This window comes from Nocardioides sp. NBC_00368, from assembly GCF_036090055.1.
Lineage (GTDB): Bacteria > Actinomycetota > Actinomycetes > Propionibacteriales > Nocardioidaceae > Nocardioides.
Genome location: NZ_CP107970.1, coordinates 255528 through 271456, shown reverse-complemented (window position 1 = coordinate 271456; position 15929 = coordinate 255528). Strand labels below are relative to the sequence as shown.

General features: G+C 70.3%; 15 protein-coding genes. 3 read left to right on the top strand and 12 right to left on the bottom strand.

What is annotated here, in order from left to right:
- Nucleotide 1 precedes the first annotated feature (1 nt).
- Entirely contained in the window at nt 2-1054 is a 1053-nt protein-coding gene (gene speB / locus OG984_RS01290) for an agmatinase (RefSeq protein ID WP_328529874.1), read from the bottom strand.
- Nucleotides 1055-1109: 55 nt separating this feature from the next.
- Nucleotides 1110-2498, bottom strand: a complete 1389-nt coding sequence (locus tag OG984_RS01285; RefSeq protein ID WP_328529873.1) for an APC family permease — start codon at nt 2496-2498, stop codon at nt 1110-1112.
- 146 nt (nt 2499-2644) lie between these two features.
- On the opposite strand from OG984_RS01285, the gene OG984_RS01280 reads away from it, so the two are divergent.
- Both OG984_RS01280 and OG984_RS01275 read left to right on the top strand, forming a co-directional pair.
- A complete protein-coding gene (locus OG984_RS01280; protein ID WP_328529872.1) occupies nt 2645-3241 on the top strand; it encodes a TetR/AcrR family transcriptional regulator in 597 nt (198 codons plus the stop codon).
- A 5-nt stretch (nt 3242-3246) separates the two neighbouring features.
- Nucleotides 3247-4512, top strand: a complete 1266-nt coding sequence (locus tag OG984_RS01275; protein WP_328529871.1) for an alpha-L-fucosidase — start codon at nt 3247-3249, stop codon at nt 4510-4512.
- A gap of 10 nt (nt 4513-4522) precedes the next feature.
- On the opposite strand, the gene OG984_RS01270 is transcribed toward OG984_RS01275, so the two are convergent.
- The 6 genes from OG984_RS01270 to OG984_RS01245 form a co-directional block, all read right to left on the bottom strand.
- On the bottom strand, nt 4523-5437 hold the full coding sequence (locus tag OG984_RS01270; protein ID WP_328529870.1) for an ABC transporter substrate-binding protein: 915 nt from the start codon (nt 5435-5437) through the stop codon (nt 4523-4525).
- A 59-nt stretch (nt 5438-5496) separates the two neighbouring features.
- Nucleotides 5497-6309: an ABC transporter ATP-binding protein gene (locus tag OG984_RS01265; RefSeq protein WP_328529869.1), complete on the bottom strand. Its 813-nt coding sequence runs from the start codon at nt 6307-6309 to the stop codon at nt 5497-5499.
- Nucleotides 6306-7364 (bottom strand): FecCD family ABC transporter permease, encoded by a 1059-nt coding sequence (locus OG984_RS01260; RefSeq protein WP_328529868.1) that lies wholly within the window; start codon nt 7362-7364, stop codon nt 6306-6308. Before OG984_RS01260 ends, OG984_RS01265 begins: the two co-directional genes overlap by 4 nt.
- On the bottom strand, nt 7361-8818 hold the full coding sequence (locus tag OG984_RS01255) for a FecCD family ABC transporter permease (protein WP_328529867.1): 1458 nt from the start codon (nt 8816-8818) through the stop codon (nt 7361-7363). Before OG984_RS01255 ends, OG984_RS01260 begins: the two co-directional genes overlap by 4 nt.
- A 10-nt stretch (nt 8819-8828) precedes the next feature.
- Nucleotides 8829-9809, bottom strand: a complete 981-nt coding sequence (locus OG984_RS01250) for an ABC transporter substrate-binding protein (protein WP_328529866.1) — start codon at nt 9807-9809, stop codon at nt 8829-8831.
- A 109-nt stretch (nt 9810-9918) separates the two neighbouring features.
- Entirely contained in the window at nt 9919-10410 is a 492-nt protein-coding gene (locus tag OG984_RS01245) for a MarR family winged helix-turn-helix transcriptional regulator (RefSeq protein WP_328529865.1), read from the bottom strand.
- Nucleotides 10411-10508: 98 nt separating this feature from the next.
- Here OG984_RS01245 and OG984_RS01240 point away from each other — a divergent pair, with 98 nt between their 5' ends.
- Nucleotides 10509-11420, top strand: a complete 912-nt coding sequence (locus OG984_RS01240; RefSeq protein WP_328529864.1) for a dioxygenase family protein — start codon at nt 10509-10511, stop codon at nt 11418-11420.
- On the opposite strand, the gene OG984_RS01235 is transcribed toward OG984_RS01240, so the two are convergent.
- From OG984_RS01235 to OG984_RS01220, 4 genes are all read right to left on the bottom strand, one after another.
- Nucleotides 11378-12613, bottom strand: coding sequence for an AGE family epimerase/isomerase (locus OG984_RS01235; protein ID WP_328529863.1), 1236 nt, complete (start codon nt 12611-12613; stop codon nt 11378-11380). The genes OG984_RS01240 and OG984_RS01235 overlap by 43 nt on opposite strands.
- 7 nt (nt 12614-12620) lie before the next feature.
- On the bottom strand, nt 12621-13490 hold the full coding sequence (locus OG984_RS01230; RefSeq protein ID WP_328529862.1) for a carbohydrate ABC transporter permease: 870 nt from the start codon (nt 13488-13490) through the stop codon (nt 12621-12623).
- Nucleotides 13487-14425, bottom strand: a complete 939-nt coding sequence (locus tag OG984_RS01225; protein ID WP_328529861.1) for a carbohydrate ABC transporter permease — start codon at nt 14423-14425, stop codon at nt 13487-13489. Before OG984_RS01225 ends, OG984_RS01230 begins: the two co-directional genes overlap by 4 nt.
- A gap of 83 nt (nt 14426-14508) precedes the next feature.
- Nucleotides 14509-15780: an ABC transporter substrate-binding protein gene (locus OG984_RS01220; RefSeq protein ID WP_328529860.1), complete on the bottom strand. Its 1272-nt coding sequence runs from the start codon at nt 15778-15780 to the stop codon at nt 14509-14511.
- Nucleotides 15781-15929 lie beyond the last annotated feature (149 nt).

Sequence of the window (15929 nt, the reverse complement as noted above, 5' to 3'; positions counted from 1 at the left end):
GTCAGTTCTCCTGGTTGTCGGTGTCGGTGGGGCGCCGGTCGGGGCGCTGGGCGAGCAGCGGGAGGCTCGGGTCCCAGCGGGTCCCGTCGGCCTGGTCGCGCTTGCGCCGGGCGATGCCCGAGAGCGCCTCGAGGACGACTCGGTTGGCGAGGAACGAGGTGATGTCGGCGTGGTCGTAGGGCGGCGAGACCTCGACCACGTCGATGCCGACCACGGGCAGCTCGTAGGCGATCCGGCGGACCGAGTCGAGCAGCTGGCGGGCGGTCAGTCCGCCCGGCTCGGGGGTGCCGGTGCCGGGGGCGTGCCCGGGGTCGCAGACGTCGATGTCGACCGAGAGGAAGACGCCGTCGCACTCGTCGGTGGCGATGGTGAAGGCCTCGGTCAGGCACTCCTCCAGGCCACGGTGCACGATCTCGGTCATCTCGTAGGAGCGCATGCCCTGCTCGGCCATCCAGTCCAGCGTCTCGGGCTCGGGCCAGTAGCCACGCAGCCCCATCTGCAGGAACCGGTCGCCGCGCAGCGCCCCGGACTCGATGAGCCGGCGCATCGGCTGGCCGTGGCCGATCAGCGAGCCGAACTCGATGTCCCCGGTGTCGGCGTGTGCGTCGAAGTGGATCATCGAGACGCGTCCCTGGCCGATGTGCTGGGCGACGCCGGCGGCGTCGGGCCAGGCGATCGTGTGGTCGCCGCCCAGCACCAGCGGGATGGCGCCGTTGCTCGTCACGGCGTGGACGGCCTCCTGCAGGTCGCGCACCGAGCGTTCGGCGTCGCCGGAGAACATCTCCACGTCACCCGCGTCCAGCACGCGGATGTCCTGCAGCGCGTCGACCCGCATCGCCAGCGACGGCCGTGAGCCGTCGTGAGCCAGGTAGCACGTCTGCCGGATGAACTGCGGGCCGAACCGGGTGCCCGACCGGTGCGACGTACCTCCGTCGAAGGGGGCACCGAGGATGACCACGTCGGCACCCTCGTACGTCGCGGGGTCGGCCCAGTCACACCGGTCGACACCCAGGAAGGTGATGTCGGGGCCGAACTGGGTTCCGTAGCGAGCCATGGCGTTCTTCTCTCTCGTTCGATTCGTCGGGTCGAGCCGGGTTCGGGTGATGTGCTCAGTCCTCGGTCGGGTCGACGACCAGGAACCGCTCGCCCGGCCGGCGGGCGAGGTAGACGTAGTAGTAGGCGAGGGCGGCGACCACGATGGCCACCGTGATCAGGATGTCGGTCCGCGCGGAGCCGGCCAGCGCGTAGCCGATCGCGCCGATCACGACCAGCGGCGGCAGCGGCCACAGCGGCATCCGCCAGCCTTCGGCGGCCGGGCCCTGCCGGCGGGCACGGAGTGCGGCGATCGCGACGACGACGTACATCGTGGAGATGACCACCGAGGTCACCCCGAGGAGCGCCTCGATCTCGACGGCGCCGGCGAGGATCGCTCCGGGGATGCCGATGACGAGGGTGGCCAGCCACGGGGTGGCGTAGCGGGGGTGCAGCTTGGTGAGCACCGCGTTGACCGGCGAAGGCCAGGAGCGGTCGCGCGCGGAAGCGTAGACGACCCGGGCGTTCTGCAGCACCATCACGATGACGGCGTTGAGGATCGCGATCGCGATGGCGACGTTGACCGCGACGGCGACGCGCTCACCGCCCCAGGCGGCGACCCACTGGGAGAAGTTGCCGGAGGCGAGGTCGCTCAGGTCGTCGACCGCCAGGACCGTGGTCACGGTCGGGACGAGGATGACCAGGCCGCCCAGGCCGAGGGTCCAGAAGACCACGCGGGCGACGTTGCGACGCGGGTCGACGATCTCCTCGGAGAGGTAGACGGTGGTGCCGAAGCCGCTGACCAGGAACGTGCTGACGGCGAGGCCGGAGACGAGGATCGCCAGGGTGAAGGGCTCCAGGCCGTTCTCGCCGATGACGTGCGGGGTCACCAGCTCGCCGGGTCCGCGCTGGACGTGGCCGAGGCCGAGCACGGTGACGACGACGGCGGCGACGATCTCGAGTGCGAGGAAGGTGCCGGTGACGACCGCGTTGGCCTTGATGTTGAGGATCGCGGTGGCGGTCGAGAGGAGCATCACGATCGCGCCGGTCGCCGCTCGCGGCAGCTCCACCAGGTCGGCCAGGTAGTCGGCGGTGCCGAGGGCGAAGATCGGCGGGATGAGCCAGAGCAGTACGCCCGCCAGGGAGAACGTCAGCCAGCCCATCGACTTGCCGAGCGTCTGGGTGACCATCGCGTACTCACCGCCGGAGCTGGCCGTACGGGTACCGAGCTCGGCGTAGCAAGCGGCGATGGCGACCGAGACCGCGAAGCCGGCCACGACGGCCAGCACCGCGCCGCTCCCCTGGGTCGCGAACAGCTCCGGGACGATGATGAAGAGGCTCGAGGCGGGCGTGATGCACGAGAGCACCAGCAGAACCGCCGCACCGGGTCCGAGCACCCGTGCGAGCCGGCGCCGCTCGTGCGTCGGCGCCACCTCTTCCGGGCTCACCTTCATGGATTCGATCATCGCGGTTCTCCTTGGGGATGAGGGTACAGCGAGTTTTGAACGCCGTACAAAACTTTGAACGGCATTCAAAGTGACCCACATCACCGCTAGAGTCAAGGGGTGGGACCGAAGATTTCACCCCGCGAGCACAAGGAGACACTGTCGAGGTGACGCGCACACGCTCCAACAGACGCCTGGAACGACCGCGCGAGCAGGTGCTCGCGACCACCCTCGAGATGGTGGCCGAGGAGGGGCTCGCCAAGGTGACGATGGCCTCGCTCGCAGCCCGGCTCGGCACCAGCGGCGGGCATCTCCTGTACTACTTCGGCACCCGCAACGGCCTGCTCCTGGAGACCCTGCGCTGGAGCGAGAACGAGTACGCCGCCCAGCGGGCCCCGATCCTGGAGAAGGTCGAGAAGGACCGCTCAGGAGGGATCGAGGCGCTGCTGTCCTTCGTCGACGTCTACCTCGCCCTCGACGAGCGCGACCCGCGTTGGCTCCTCTGGCTCGAGCTGTGGGCACGGGCGCCGTACGACGCCGAGCTCGCCGCGGCGCAGCGCGCGATGGACGACGAGTGGCACGCCGACCTGGTCCGGCTCTTCGCCGCCGCGCTCCCGCAGGTGCCCGACCGCGAGGCCGTCTCCGAGCGGCTGCGGGCGATGTGGGACGGCTTCAGCATCGGCATCGTCACCGGCGGCGGCACCACGCTGCGCGAGCGCGCCCTCGAGCACACCCGCGCCGCCGTCGCGGGACACGTGGGGTGAGGGACGTGCCGATCGCCTCCTGGTTCCCCGAGGCGCAGCTGGGGATCTTCGTCCACTGGGGCATCTACAGCGTCGACGGCGTCGCCGAGTCCTGGTCGTTCTACGACGGCCGGGTCCCCTACGCCGACTACATGGCCCAGATCGACCGCTTCACCGCCGCCGAGTTCGACGCCGACGCCTGGGCGGAGCTCTTCGAGCGGGCCGGGGCGACCTACGCCGTGCTCACCGCCAAGCACCACGACGGCGTCGCCCTCTACGACACCGCCGCCAACGACCTCTCCGTGGTCCGTCGCGCTCCCGCCGGGCGCGACCTCGTCGCCGAGTTCGTCGAGGCCGTACGCCGCCGGGGGCTCAAGGTCGGCATCTACTTCTCCCACCTCGACTGGACGCACCCGGACTACGCGACCGTGCGCCCGGCCGTGCAGCACCCCTCGGTCCAAGACAATCCCTACGCGGTCCCGCGCCCGGGCGAGGAGGAGCCCGAGCGCTGGGAGCGCTACCTCGAGTTCCACCGCGCCCAGATCCGCGAGCTGGTGACCCGCTTCGCACCGGACCTGCTCTGGTTCGACGGCGAGTGGGAGCGCGACGAGCGGCAGTGGCGGATGCGTGAGCTGCGGGCGGAGCTGCGCGAGCTCGCGCCGGAGATGGTCGTCAACGGCCGGATGCTGGGCCACGGCGACTACGTGACACCGGAACAGGGTGTTCCGGTGGAGCCGCCGGAGGGTCCGTGGGAGCTGTGCCTGACGATCAACGACTCCTGGGGCTGGCAGCCGCAGGACGACAACCACAAGTCACCGCGCCAGATCGTGCGCACCTTCGTGGAGACGATCGGCGGTGGTGGCAACCTGCTCCTCGACGTCGGCCCGCGCGAGGACGGCACGATCACGCCCGAGCAGACCGAGCGTCTCGAGGCGCTCGGCGACTGGGTCGCCCGCCACTCCCCCGCGGTCCGCGGCATCCGCCGCGGTCTCCCGCACGGCCATTTCTACGGTCCGACCGCCGTCTCCGACGACGGCCGGACCCTGTTCCTCTACGTCCTGGACCGGCCCAACGACTACGTCGTGGTCCGTGGCCTGCGCAACCAGGTCCTGAAGGCCTACGTCCTCGGGACCGGCACCGAGCTCGAGCACCAGCGCATCGGCGGGCTCCACGAGGTCCCCGGCTGGGAGTACGTCTTCACCACCGACGACGACCTCGACCCGCTGTGCACCGTGATCGCGCTCGAGCTCAACGGCGAGGTGTCGCTGCACCGGCCGCACGAGGACGGCTGAGGACTACACCTCAGCTGAGCTCCTTCTCGAACTGGGCGAGGATCTGCTGGGCGGCCTGGATGCCGATGCCGCTGAGCAGGTCGTCGTTGATGTCGTGGACCTGACCTGCCTCGACCGCGGGGATGCGCTGCCACAGCGGCCCGCCCAGCACCTTGGCCTTGTCGGTGTCACCCTCGGGGCCGTAGGTGCTGACGTAGACGTGGTCCGCGTCGGCGGTCGTGACCTGCTCGGGTGAGATCTCCAGGTAGGTGTCCTCGCCGACAGCCTGCTCGGGGACGGTCAGGCCCATGTCGTCGAGGATGACGCCGCTGAACGACTTGTCGGAGTAGAGCCGGATCTGGCCGGGGAGGAACCGGACGATCGAGAGGGTCTTGCCGGTGCCGACGGTCTCGCCGAGGGCGGCCGCGTCGCTCTCGAAGTCGGCGAGCATCTTCTTCGCCTCGGCGGTCTTGTTGAGCGCGTCGGCGTAGAGCAGGAAGTTGTCCTTCCAGGTGTCGCCGAGGTCGGGGGCGAGCACGGTCGGGGCGATCGCGTTCAGCTGCTCGTAGATCGCCTCGTGACGTACGGTGCTGGACAGGATGAGGTCGGGGTCGAGCCCCGCGATCTTCTCCAGGTTGGGCTCGGAGATGGTGCCCACCTCCTCGATCCCCTCGGTCTGGTCGCCGAGGTAGCTGAGGAAGTCGGTGGCCACGTCGACGCGTACGGCACCGACCGGCTTCACACCGAGTGCGAGGGCGTCGTCGAGCTCGCCGGTGTCCAGGACCACGACCCGCTTCGGAGCGACGGGGACGTCGGCCACACCCTTGGCGTGCTCGACCTCGCGGGTCTCGGCGGTGGCCTCCGAGTCCGAGGAGCTGCCGCCACAGGCGGTGAGGACGAGGGCGGCGGCGAGCATGGCGGCGACGCCGGACAGGTGCTTGCGCACGATGTTTCCTTTCATGGTGGAGTTCCCCCGGACGCCGGGGGCCGTTCAGCGCTGGAGCTTCAGTGCTGGACGGTGGGCGCCGAGCGGCGTACGCCGATCGGCACGATCATCGGGCGACCCGAGACCGGGTCGGCGAGCACCTGGCTGTCGAGCCCGAAGACGTCACGGAGCAGCTCGGCGGTGATGAGCTCCTCCGGCGGACCGGAGGTGACGATGCGCCCCTCGCGCATGACGATCAGGTGGTCGCTGTAGCGGACCGCGAGGTTGAGGTCGTGGAGGACCATCACGACGGTGCGGTCCAGGTCGGCGTGGAGCTTGTCGACGAGATCGAGCACCTCGACCTGGTGGGCCAGATCGAGGTACGTCGTGGGCTCGTCGAGCAGCAGGATGTCGGTCTCCTGCGCCAGCGCCATCGAGATCCACGCCCGCTGGCGCTGACCACCGGAGAGCTCGTCCACGGGGCGCGCCGCGAGCTCGTGCATCCCGGTCAGCCGCAGCGCCGCCTCCACCTCGGTCTCGTCGTCGCTGGACCACTGCCGCAGCCACGACTGGTGCGGGTGACGGCCCTTGGCCACGAGGTCGGCGACGGTCAGGCCCTCGGGGGCGGTCGGCGACTGCGGCAGCATGCCGAGCACCTTCGCCACCTCACGCGTACGCATCGAGGTGATCGCCTTGCCGTCGAGCAGCACCTGCCCGGACCTGGGCCTGAGCAGCCGCGCGACCGCGCGCAGGAAGGTCGACTTGCCGCAGCCGTTGGGGCCGATGATCGTGGTGACCTTGCCCGAGGGGATCTCGGTGGTGAGACCGTCGGCGACGACCCGGTCGCCATAGGCGAGCACCAGGTCCTCGGCCGTGATCTGGTGATCGCTCATCGCGACAGCCTCCGGTTGGTGCGGATGATCAGATACATCAGGAAGGGGCCTCCGATGGCGGTGGTGACGATCCCGACCGGGAGCTCGACGGGCAGCAGCACGCGCGCGACGTAGTCACTGCCGACGACGAGAGCGGCGCCGGTGAGCGCCGAGGCGAGCAGCGGCGGCCCGGCGGTGCGGGCGACGCGGAGCGCGACCTGGGGCGCGACGAAGGCGATGAACCCGATCGGGCCCGCCGCGGTGACGCACATGGCGGCCAGCAGGACCGAGGCGATCAGCAGCACGGACTGGCTCAGCTGCACCCGCACCCCGAGCGCACGAGCGGTGTCGTCGCCCAGCTTGAGCGCGGAGAGCTGGAAGGTCGAGGCCAGGGCGACCGCGCCGATGGCGCCGAGAGCGATCGCGGCGGGAAGCGCATCGCTCCAGCCCCGGCCGTTGAGCGACCCGTTGAGCCAGACCGTCGCCTCCTGGGCGTCCCAGATCTCGCCGACGACGAGCATCCAGTTGGTCAGCGCCAGGAGGATGCCGTTGACCGCCACCCCGATCAGCACGAGCCGGAAGCCCTCGATCCCCCGCCGCCAGGCGAGCAGGTAGATCACCATCCCGGTGAGCAGGCCGCCCGCCATCGCCGCCGCCGGCACCCCGATGGTGCCGCCCAGGAAGGCGGTGCCACCGAGGACGATCACGGCGACCGCGCCGGCGCTGGCGCCCGCGGTGATACCGAGCAGGTCGGGACTGGCGAGCGGGTTGCGGGTGATCGACTGCCAGATCGCCCCGGACATGCCGAAGCCGGCACCGACCAGGAGGCCGACCACGGAGCGTGGCAGGCGCAGGTCCCAGACGATGAAGTGCTCGGCGTCGGTCCCACCGCCGAGGATCACCGCGGCCGCGTCGGGCAGGCTGATCGGGTAGTCCCCCTGGCCGACGTTGAGGCACACCAGCAGGAAGACCAGCGCCAGCAGGCCCAGGTCGACCGCGACCAGGCGCGGCCGCCAGACCAGCGTCAGCGGGCCACGCCCGAAGCGCGGGCGCCCGGGCACGAGTGTCGTCGTCACAGGGTCACCAGCTTCCGGCGGCGTACGAGAGCGATGAAGAAGGGCGAGCCCACCAGCGCCAGCACGATGCCGACCTGCAGCTCGCCGGGTCGCGCGGCGACGCGGCCGAGGATGTCGCAGGTGATGAGCATGATGGCGCCGACCAGCGCCGAGCACGGCAGCAGCCACCGGTAGTCCGGGCCGGTGAAGGCGCGGGCGATGTGGGGTACGGCGAGGCCGATGAAGGCGATCGGGCCGCAGGCCGCGGTGGCCGCGCCGGCGAGCAGGGTGATCGCGGCGACACCGACGATCCGGTTGAGTGCGACGCTCGTGCCGAGGGAGCGGGCGACCTCCTCGCCGAGGCTGAGGACGTTCAGGCCGGGCGCGTTGACCAGGGCGAGCACGAAGCCGAGGGCGAAGAAGGGCAGCAGCGGCAGCAGGATCTCGAGTCCCCGGCCGGCGACGGAACCGACGATCCAGAAGCGGTACGCGTCGAGCGTCGTCTGGTCGAGCAGCACCACGGCCGAGGTGACGGCCGAGAGGAAGGCGGCCACCGCCGCACCGCCGAGGACGAGCGAGACCGGTGAGGGGCTGCCGCCACCGGCCGCGGAGAGCCCGAAGACCACGAGGCTGGTGATCAGCGCACCGGCGAGCGCGAACCAGATGTAGCCGACCGCGCTCGTCACGCCGAGGAACGTGATCGCCAGGACGACGGCACAGGCGGCACCGGCGCTGACGCCGAGGATGCCCGGGTCGGCGAGCGGGTTGCGGGTGTGCCCCTGGATGAGCCCGCCGGCGAGCCCGAGCGCGATGCCGGTGACGAGGCCGAGGAGGGTTCGAGGCGTACGCAGGTCGCGGACGATCAGGTCGGCCTCGGTCGGGATCGTGTCGTAGGGCGGGATCAGGCCGTGCCAGATCTCGCCGAAGCTCAGCGGCCGCGAACCGACGGCCACGCTCGCCAGGAGCAGGACGACGAGGAGGACCAGCAGCGCGAGCAGGCCGGTGACCCGGCGCAGCCGCAGCTTCGCCGGAGGGAGATCGACCTCGATGGCAGCGAAGCCCTCGTCCATGGCGGTCACCCGGCGCACGACCTGTCGCGGCGCGAACAGCAGGCTGCGGCGTACGCCGAGGGGCCGGCCGTCGTGGCCTCGGGCGATCAGCCCGAGCCAGGCCATGCCCGTCGAGGCTCCGCGTCGACCTTGGGCGAGGCCGCGGTTCCAGACGAGGACGGCCGCGGCGACGGCGAGTGCGAAGCCGCCGAAGACCACGCGGTCCACCGTGCCGCCGCCGTTGGCGTCGCGCAGCGAGTGGACGACCAGCGCGCCGACGGCCAGCGGCAGCGCCACCAGAGCCAGGTCGACGATCGCCGCTGCCGCACGGAGCCCGAGCGGCGCCGGCCCGCGCGGGACCTGCACCCTGGTGTGATCCGCGCGCGCCGAGACGGCCTCGCCCGAGGCGAGGTCACTGAGACGCACGACGTGCCCGTCAGCCCTGCTCGAGGACCTGGGCGGCCTCGAGCTGGTCGGCGTAGCCGCTGAGGACCTCGGCGTAGGCCTGGTAGCTGTAGGGCGCGGCGGGGTACCAGAGATCCTGCTGGCCGGCGGCGACGGCGGGCAGGCGCTTGAAGATGTCCTTCGTCTTCAGCTCGTCGAGGCCGCCGGTGTCGCGAGCATCGACCAGGAGCACGTCGGCGTGGTACTTGCTGATGTTCTCCAGGCTGACCGGCTCGAAGATGCCCTGCTCGTCAGGGGTCACCTCGGGGAACTTCACACCGAGCTCGGCGAGGTAGGCGAGGTCGGGGTGCTCGGGCGCGTTGGCGAAGTAGATCTCCTCGCCGTAGCTCGACACCGCGAGGACGGTGAGGTCGGGGTTCTTCTTCACCGCCGCCTCGATCCGGGCGACGGCGTCCTCGAACTCCGCCTTGGCCTCGTCGATCTCCGGATCGGCGCCGAGATCCTCGGCCAGCTCGTGGAACGCCTCGATCTGCTCGGTCACCGAGAGCCCGGTGAGCTGCATGGCGAGCGTCGGAGCGAGCTTGTCGACCTGCTTCTCGACCTCGCCGGCGTACCAGAGGGTCTTGCCGTCGAAGGTCATGTCGATCAGCAGGTCGGGGTTCATCGCGGCGTACTCCTCCACGTTGAACTCGCCGAAGGCCTTGCCCAGGACCTTCGTCTCGGAGACGTCGAGGTCGCCGGTCAGGTAGTTCGGCGGCTCGGGCAGGTCGCCGTAGACGCCGGCGACCCGGTAGCCGTTGTCCCACAGCGCCGCGGCGGCGCTCGCCTGGGCGACCACGGTCTTCGGGGTGCCCTCGACCTCGATCGTCTTGCCGCGGGCGTCCTCGTGCACGAAGCCGGATCCGGTGTCCTCCCCCTCGGAGGCGTCGGTGGAGGCACCGCACGCGGCGAGAGCAAGGGTGGCGGCGGCTGCGGCGGCCGCGAGTGGGGCCATGCGGAGGCGACGGTTCACGGCAGTTCCTTCAGTTTGGCTCAGGTCGTCGGTCGGCGCCGAGCCGCCAACCAAGGTTAGGGTAACCTAAACCGATTTCACCGTCGGACACCATCCCGGGAACCGAGCCTCACCCCGCCTCGGGGTCGAGCGGCGGCCTCTTCGCGCCGGTCGGATCGAGTCGCTCGAGCATGTTCCCGGCGATCTCGGAGAGCTGGTCGACCTGCTCGGGACTCAGCGCGTCGAAGACGTACTCCCGCACCGCGTCGACGTGACCGGGAGCCGAGGCGACCATCTTCTGGTGGCCGACCTCGGTGAGACGTACGTTGGTCGCCCGACGGTCGCCCGGACAGGTGAGTCGCTCGATGAGGCCACGGTCGGCCAGGCGCTTGACGACGTTGGAGAGCCGCGGCAGCGTCGCGTTGGTGTAGCCCGCCAGCTCGGTCATCCGCAGGGTCTGCTCGGGCGCCTCGGAGAGCATGGCCAGCACCCCGTAGTCGAAGTGGGTCATCCCGGCGTCGCGACGCAGCTGGGAGTCGAGAGCGCCCGGGAGCAGCTCGAGCACGGCGATCAGGCGCACCCATGCCGCCCGCTCCGCCGGCGACAGCCAGTTGCCCTCCACGCCCACGGAGTTTGCCGTAGAAAGTTGCACGGAACAAACACCGGTCGCCTAGAGTTAGTTCAAGCAACAACTATTGGCCTGAGCCGCAGGAGACCGCCATGACCACCGCACCCGAGAGCACGACCGCCGCCGCGGACGCCCGCCTCCCCGAGACGCATCCGTTCGCCCAGCACCTGCGCGCGGTCGAGGCTCGCGAGGCGGCCGACCCGCATCGTGTCTGGACGCCGGCGGACGGGCCGCTGCCGAGCCTCTATCTGTCCCACGGCGGCGGCCCGCTGCCGCTGCAGAGTCCCGAGTGGCTCGACCCGCTGCACGCCTGGGCCCGCTCGCTGCCGCGACCGAAGGCGATCCTGGTGATCTCCGCGCACTGGGAGTCGGCGCCGCTCTCGATCAGCGCGACCCGCCCCGACGAGCTGGTCTACGACTTCGGCGGCTTCGACCCGATCTACCACTCGGTGCGCTACGACACCCCGGACGCGAGCGAGCTCGCTCGCACCACCGCGGCGCTGATGCCCGACACCGAGACCGCCCATCAGCACACCCGTCGCGGCCTGGACCACGGCGCCTGGGTGCCGCTGAAGATCATGTACCCGGCCGCCGACATCCCGGTCGTGCAGCTCTCGCTGCCCACCGAGGACCCGGACAGGCTGCTCGCCCTCGGCGAGCGCCTGCGGCCGCTGCGCGAGGAGGGCGTGCTCGTGGTCGGCTCGGGCCACATGACCCACGGGCTCCCGTTCATCACCCGCGAGATGATGACCGAGAACAAGCCCGCCGGCTGGTCCTCCGACTTCGACTCCTGGGCCGCCGAGGCCCTGGACCGCGGCGACGTCGCCGAGCTGGCCCGGTTCCGCACCGCCGCCCCCGGGATGCCGTACGCCCACCCGACCGTCGAGCACTTCACCCCACTCTTCGTCACCCTGGGCGCGGCCACGGACCCGACGGCCCCGGTCACCACGACCCTGGACGGCTACGGCCTCGGGCTCTCGCGGCGCTCGTTCCAGGCGGCCTGAGCCTCGTCGCGCAGCTGCACCGACAGCACCGGGGCCAGCGGCATCCGGGCGAGCAGCAGGGCCTGGTAGGCGTGGTAGACGTCGGGCTTGCCGTGCCAGATCACGTGCGAGGGACGGTTGTGCTCGTCCAGCTCGTGGTGCCAGCTGCCGAGCTCGCGGTCGACGAGGTGGGTCTCGATGTAGGTCTCGAACCGCTCACCCCACTGCGCATAGACGGCCTCGCCGGTGCGGGTGTGCAGCGCGCCGGCCGCGGCCAGCGCCTCCGCGGCCACCCAGTGCAGCCGCAGCCGGGTGACCGGGGTGCCGTCCCACGAGGTGGTGTAGACGAAGCCGGTCTCGCCGTCGGCGGACCAGCCGACCTCGACCGCGCGCTCGAAGAGCGCCCGGGCGTCCTCGACCAGCCACGCCGGCGCGTCCGGCACGGTCGCCTCGAGGTGCAGCAGCAGCCGCGACCACTCCAGCAGATGTCCCGGGGTGCAGCCGAAGGGGCGGAACGGGTCGCCGGGACGGTCCGCGTTGTAGTCGAGCAGGGGCGACCAGTTCAGGTCGAAGTGCTCGGGCAGGTCGTAGCCGTGCGCGCGGGCGACGCCGTGGATCAGGTGCTCGGCGATCGCCAGCGCGCGCCGGTGCCAGGCGGTGTCGCCGGTGACGTCGCCCGCGGCCAGGAACGCCTCGACGGTGTGCATGCTCGAGTTGGCCCCACGGTAGGCCTCCCCCGTACGCAGGTCGCGCTCGAGGCTGTCGACCACCCGGCCGGAGTCGTCGAGGAAGTGCTGCTGCATCACGCCCAGCGCCTCGTCGAGCAGCGCGTCCGCGCCCGGCACCCCGGCCGCGACACCGCTGCTCGCGGCCAGGACGACGAAGGCATGGGCGTAGGCCTCCTTGAGGGTGCCGACCGGCTCTCCCTCCCCCGACACCGAGGCGAACCAGCCGCCGAACTCGGCGTCGCACAGCGCGCCGTTCAGCGCGCGGACGCCGTGCTCGGCGAGCTCGACCGCCGTGTCGCCCGGGAGATCCCCTCGCAGGTGAGCGAGCGCGAAGACATGGGTCATCCGGGCGGTGATCCAGGTGTGCACCGGCTCGGCCGGGTCCGGGCGGCCGGACTCGTCCAGCCACCAGAACCCGGCGGGCGAGGCCGCCGACGCCCGGGCGAACCCGGCCAGCCGGCGGCACTCGCCATCCGGATCGATCATCGGTCGATCATCCCTTGACCGAGCCTGCCATCAGGCCACCGACGAAGTAGCGGCCGAGCAGGATGTAGATGATCAGCGTCGGGACGGACGCGATCAGTGCACCCGCCATGCTGGCGGAGTAGTCCTGCAGCTGACCGCTCGCCAGGAAGTTGAGCGCGATCGTGACCGGCCCGTTGCGCGAGGTCGAGAAGAACAGCGCGAACAGGTAGTCGTTCCAGGCGGAGGTGAACTGCCACATCAGCACCACCACGAACGCCGGCGCCGAGATCGGCAGGATGATCGAGGCGTACGTCCGGAGCATGCCGGCGCCGTCGACCCGAGCGGCCTCGACGAGCTCGACCGGGACAGCGGCGTAGTAGTTGCGGAAGATCAGCGTGGTGATCGGCAGGCCGTAGACCACGTGCAGCACGATCAGGCTCGGCACGCCGTTCGGGACACCGAGGTTGCCCATCAGCTGGACCAGCGGCACCATCACCGCCTGGTAGGGGATGAACATCCCGAACAGGATCAGCGTGAACACCACGTCGGCGCCCGGGAAGCGCCACTTGGAGAGCACGAACCCGTTCATCGACCCGAGCACCGAGGAGATGATCGAGGCCGGGATGACCATCGCGAAGGTGCGCCCCAGCGCCGGCCCGAGCTGCTCCCAGGCACGCGACCAGCCGGCCGTCTCCCAGGACTCGGGAAGCTTCCAGGCGTTGGCGGGCGTCGCGTCGCCGAGCCCCTTGAAGCTGGTCACGAACAGGACGTACGCCGGGAGCAGGATGACCAGGGCGAAGACGATCAGCAGGACATACTTGACGGTGCGCCAGATTCCGCGCGAGCGCTCGCCCGGGATCCTGCTCGCGACGGCTGCCGGGATGGCATCGGTGGTCATCGGCGACGCTCCTGACGGTAGGTGGAGACGAGGTAGGGAACGATCAGGATGGCCACGATGACGAGGAGGATCGTCCCGATGGCGGCCGACTTGGCGTAGTCGCCACGGGTGAACTCGATCCACATCTGGGTGGCGGGCACCTGGGTCGTGTAGTTCGTCTGGCCCGCGATCGCCATGATCAGGTCGAAGACCTTCAGCGACATGTGGCCGATGATGATGATCGCGGAGAGGGCGACCGGGCTCAGCTGCGGGAAGATGACGTGGCGGTAGAGCTGCCACTCCGAGGCGCCGTCCATCCGGGCCGCCTCGCGCAGCTCCTCGGGGATCCCGCGGAAGCCGGCCAGGAAGAGCGCCATCACGTAGCCGCTCAGCTGCCAGATGGCGGGGACGGCGATCGCCAGGATGCCCCACCGCTCGTTGGTCCACCACGGGTTCTGCAGGAAGTCGAGGTGGAGGGTCCCGAAGAGCCGGTTCAGGCCGGAGGCACGGTCGCCCTCGGCGTTGTTGAGCAGCCAGCGCCACACCACACCGGAGGCGACGAACGAGACCGCCATCGGGAACAGGTAGATGGCCCGGAACAGCGACTCGCCGCGGGCCTTGCGCTCGAGCAGCCACGCCCACAGGAACCCCAGGCACAGGGTGCCGACGAGGAACGTCGCGGTGTAGAGCAGCAGGTTGCGCAGGGAGTAGATGAAGTCGTCGTCGGTGAACAGGTCGCGGTAGTTCTCCAGACCCGCGAAGCCCTGGGACGGACCGATGTTGTGGCGGTCCTGCAGGGAGGTGTGGATGTTGGACCCGATGAGGCCGTAGACGAAGACGCCGATGACGATGACGGTCGGCAGGATCAGGAGTACCGGGGCGACCCACCCGTGGCCGCCGATGCGGCCCCTTGCCCGTCTGGGTCGCCTGACGGCGCTGGGCACCGTGGAGGACATGTGTCCGTCCTTTCACAAAGGGCGGCCGAGGGGCTGCGACCCATGGGGGCAGCCGCAGTCCCTCGGCCCAGATGATGAATCGCTTACTCGGGCTTGTTGTCCTCGGCGGCCTCGACGAGGCCCTCCTGGAGCTCGGCGACGTCGTTGTTGCTGCCGAACTTCGCGACCGCGGCGGTGACGTCGGTCAGCCAGTTGACCGAGGTCGCGGCACCGTGGGCGAGCGAGGAGACGATCTCGTCCTCGCTCCACGACTTGATCGCGGTCTGCTGGTACTCACCGAAGTCGGCGGTGTCGGCCGTGGTGCTGGCCGGGATCGAGCCCTTCGCCTTGTTGAAGGCGACCTGGCCCTCGTCGCTGGCGATGGTCTCGAGCCAGGCCTCGGTGCCGGCGGCGTTCGGGCCGTCGACGGGCATCGTGAACGAGTCCGCGAGGAAGTCGAAGACGCCGTCGGTGCCCGGGACCGGGACCGCGGTGTAGTCGGTGTTGAGCGTCTTCTTCTGCTCCTGGAAGGCCGCCTCAGCCCAGTCACCCATCACGTTGTACGCGGCCTGGCCGTCGATGACCAGCTGGGTCGCGTCCGGCCAGTCGAGACCCTGGCGGTCGGTGTTGGTCAGCGAGAGGAGCGTGCTGTAGTCCTCGAGAGCGGCCTCGACCTCGCTGCCGCCCCAGTCGGTCGTGCCGTCCCAGAGCCCGTTGTACGCCTCGGCGCCCAGATCGGCGAGGAGCACGGTCTCGAGCAGGTGGACCTGGGTCCAGTCGGTCGCGATCGAGAGCGGGATGATGCCCTTGGCCTTGATCTTCTTCAGGTCGGCGATCCAGGCGTCGAGCGAGTCGTAGGTCTTGTTGGCCTCGATGCCGGCCTTCTCCAGGACTGCCGGGTTGGCCCACATCACGTTGGCGCGGTGGATGTTCGAGGGGACGGAGTAGATGCCGCCGTCCTGGGTGAGCCGCTCGAGGAGGCCCTCGGGGAACTGCTCGTTCCAGCCCTTCTCCTCGTAGAGGTCGGTGAGGTCCTCGATCTGGCCGGCGTTGATGTAGTCGGTCAGCTCAGCACCCGCGTGCGCCTGGAAGGTGGCCGGGGGCTCACCGTTCTGCAGGCGGGACTGAAGCACGTTCTTCGCGTCGCTACCGGCGCCACCGGCGACGGCCCCGTTGACGAACTTCAGGTCGGGGTTCTGCTCGTCGAACACCTTGACCAGGGCGTCGAGCCCGGCCTTCTCACTACCCTCGGCCCACCAGGTGAAGACCTCCACCTCATCGGTGCTGCCGCTCTCGCTGTCGCTCCCGCAAGCGGAGACCGCCAGCAGGCTCAGGGCGGCCAGGCCGGCGGCCAGGGCCTTACGCGTTGCGTTCATCTTTGTCCTCCGGTTGCGCGACCGCCACGTCGGTGTGATCTGGGTTACTCGCGGTCGCGTGCCGGGACAACGTACGCCTCTCCATTCTGTCGAGTCAACGCATAACGCAGGACGTTTTCAACCTGAGATCTGTCGCAAATCGACATAAT

What these genes read in the sequence shown, in the direction of transcription:
- speB (WP_328529874.1), bottom strand. Translation starts at nt 1,054, where the DNA reads ATGGCTCGCTACGGAACCCAGTTCGGCCCCGACATCACCTTCCTGGGT.
- OG984_RS01285 (WP_328529873.1), bottom strand. Translation starts at nt 2,498, where the DNA reads ATGATCGAATCCATGAAGGTGAGCCCGGAAGAGGTGGCGCCGACGCAC.
- OG984_RS01265 (WP_328529869.1), bottom strand. Translation starts at nt 6,309, where the DNA reads ATGAGCGATCACCAGATCACGGCCGAGGACCTGGTGCTCGCCTATGGC.
- OG984_RS01240 (WP_328529864.1), top strand. Translation starts at nt 10,509, where the DNA reads ATGACCACCGCACCCGAGAGCACGACCGCCGCCGCGGACGCCCGCCTC.
- OG984_RS01235 (WP_328529863.1), bottom strand. Translation starts at nt 12,613, where the DNA reads ATGATCGATCCGGATGGCGAGTGCCGCCGGCTGGCCGGGTTCGCCCGG.
- OG984_RS01230 (WP_328529862.1), bottom strand. Translation starts at nt 13,490, where the DNA reads ATGACCACCGATGCCATCCCGGCAGCCGTCGCGAGCAGGATCCCGGGC.
- OG984_RS01225 (WP_328529861.1), bottom strand. Translation starts at nt 14,425, where the DNA reads ATGTCCTCCACGGTGCCCAGCGCCGTCAGGCGACCCAGACGGGCAAGG.
- OG984_RS01220 (WP_328529860.1), bottom strand. Translation starts at nt 15,780, where the DNA reads ATGAACGCAACGCGTAAGGCCCTGGCCGCCGGCCTGGCCGCCCTGAGC.